This is a genomic window from Burkholderia sp. Bp9090 (assembly GCF_003857985.1).
GTDB lineage: Bacteria > Pseudomonadota > Gammaproteobacteria > Burkholderiales > Burkholderiaceae > Burkholderia.
Genome location: NZ_QTPV01000090.1, coordinates 1 through 2,504, shown reverse-complemented (window position 1 = coordinate 2,504; position 2,504 = coordinate 1). Strand labels below are relative to the sequence as shown.

The following is a 2,504-nucleotide window of genomic DNA, read 5'->3' as shown; positions in this document are numbered from 1 at the left end:
GTGTAGCCGCGCAACACTGACGATACCGAGTTGGGGTACTACGCCCTCGTACGGATCGACATCGGGGCCCATCACCCGCGCCACAACATTCCCAGGCAATGCATTTACTTTCTCGAACTTCCACAAAATCGACACGAGCGATTCGCAGGGGTCCAGCCAGCGCTTGTTGAACACGTAGCCCATCGACGGTGTCAGCTTTTGCTCGTCGAGCGTCAGAATCGGCAGGCGCGGCGGCTGGAGCGACGCTCCGCTACGCTGTGGCGAGGACCTGGCCGGTCGCATGGCGAGACTGAATGTAACCACATTGATGCGCCGCGTGCGTCCACAAGGTCGGCTCGGGACAGTAACCGGGCGCATCCATTAACTCGCTGTCCTTCAAAACGATTTCCACCGCGCGCGCGAACGACTCCATCGGAATCTCGAGACGGCCCGGCAAACGGGCCTTGTGGTGGGCCGCCTCGAACGCCCGCCAGAGTTCACCCGCGTCATCGAGCAAACGATAGCCGGCGTCGAAAGCCTGCGGCAGATAGAATCGCGTAAAGCTCCAGTCGCTCGTCTCCGGATACGCAGTCTGATCGTAGCCGTTCAGACAGGTGGCGACATCGTCGACGTTGCGAATTCCGTAAAACGGTAGTTCCTCGACCATCAGGCGCGCGACGATCTGCGTCTTGCCGGCAATCTGCAGGGCGGTTTTCTGGGAGAGCAGTTCCTGTTGGCCGACGAGGAACGTGAACAGCTTAATTTGCTGGCGATCGAGTGCATCGTGAACGTCACGCAACCATTCGTATTCGTTTTCGTTGTATCGCTGCGCCTCGTCGCAAAACAGCAGCACGGTGCCGCTGCCAGCACGGGCAGCCGCTTCGCGAATGCGCAACGTCAGACGCATGCGCTTGGCCGAACCGACACCCGCGTTCGGGTTATGGTCTCCAACGGCCTCGAGCAAGTTGACGAAGAATGGGCCTTCGGCGTGCCGCGGCTTGTGCTCGCACTGCGCATGGTAGCTGGTAATCTTTGGCAGGTCGCGAGCCAGCAGTAGGCGCAGATATTCAATTGCCCGGGTCTTACCAATGCGCGGCGGGCCATAGATAAGCGCGCCCATGATGCGATAACGCAGACATTTCGTGACAAGATCGTAGAAAGCCTCAATGGCGGGCGTAGCGATCCGGTAATTGCCGGTCGCCAAGGGATGCAACGCCGGATCGATGGGGCGTGGAACCTCGACTGACATGGTGTCCTCCTCTCGGAAACGTTGGATCAACCTACCTGACCGGTGCCGATCTTCAGCTTGCGCGGATGCGCCCGTACCTGTGGGACTTCGGGCTGCACTACACTGGTAGCCGGGTAGACTACGGCGGTCGACGTGGACATCGATGTCGACACCGGTCCCGGCGGCGTCCGAACGATTGGCGCGGCCGCCAGAATGCGAGCCGCTTGCGCCAAATCGGACGCGGCTCGGCGGGTTTTCCCCGCTTGCTCGAGCTTGGCGCGGATGTACTTCTCGATCCCGCTGGCATCCAGTGATGCCCGCAGACGCTTGCGGCTTTGGGCCTTGCGAATCTCCTGTCGCAAGGTCAGGTTGTGCGGCACGACGTGCCACGCACCTTGCGCGTCGAGGACACCTAATTCGGTGCCGTCGAGCAGGAACGCGCGGACACTCCGCAAGTCGTCCGCGTTCAGGTAGACGAGCAGCTGCTTACCGATGAGCCCAGTGCTGCAAGCCAGTACGGGACTCGAATACCGCACACCGTAGAGGTTGATATGCGGTCGGGTACCCTGATTCAGATAGGCGTGGACACGACAGCGCTTCGTCGACTGCATCAGGCACAGCGTGCGACGGCGGGGCTCCGGCAACCAGTTCACGAGCGTGTGTTTGCCACGGACGAAGGATTCCATTGCCTCGAGCGGCGTGACGTTGTTGAGTCCAGTGTGCGGCGCGCCGTTGTAACTCCCAATCGCATATTCGACCAACTCTTCGAGCTCGTCGAAGGACACGAACAGGCGCAGATTGCCCTTTGGGTCCGACAACGCGCGACGCAGATCCCGAGGATGGCTGCCAGTGTAGCCCGGCAAACGCGAGGACAATCGACTGGCGATCGTGCCAAAGAACCGCTCGATGTAAGGGCGCTCATCCGGACTGTGCTTCGGTCCGGCCGCGACCTGACAGCCAACGAACTCGCATAAGGCGGCCAGTGTCTCGGTCGCGAGATTCGCCTTCGCGTTGTCGACCTTGATGTGCTCCCAAGTCACGTAGGCGAGCTCAGGCATGCGTTGAGACGGGTAGCCATCCATGGGACCGTGGCCGAGTTCGGGAATCGTGAAGGACCGGGCCCGATGCGGCTCGAGTACTGTTTCGATCACTTTGATGACGTCGTAGCGACTGTATTCGCGTGCCAGGACGAGGTGATGCCCGAGCACCGCGCGTGTGCAAACGTCAATGATCACCAGCAACCAGACGCGTTCGATTTCGAACTCGTGCGTAAAACCGAGCGGATCGAGCATCACGA

The 2,504-nt window shown here is 60.7% G+C and carries 1 protein-coding gene and 2 pseudogenes; all 3 read right to left on the bottom strand.

What is annotated here, in order from left to right; translation table 11 throughout:
• Window positions 1-282, bottom strand: a pseudogene (locus DIE16_RS36960) (hypothetical protein); the annotation flags it as partial.
• On the bottom strand, window positions 251-1,228 hold the full coding sequence (locus tag DIE16_RS36140; protein ID WP_059848502.1) for an ATP-binding protein: 978 nt from the start codon (window positions 1,226-1,228) through the stop codon (window positions 251-253). The gene DIE16_RS36140 and the pseudogene DIE16_RS36960, both read right to left, overlap by 32 nt.
• 26 nt (window positions 1,229-1,254) lie before the next feature.
• Window positions 1,255-2,504 (bottom strand): annotated as a pseudogene (locus tag DIE16_RS36135) (integrase); the annotation flags it as partial.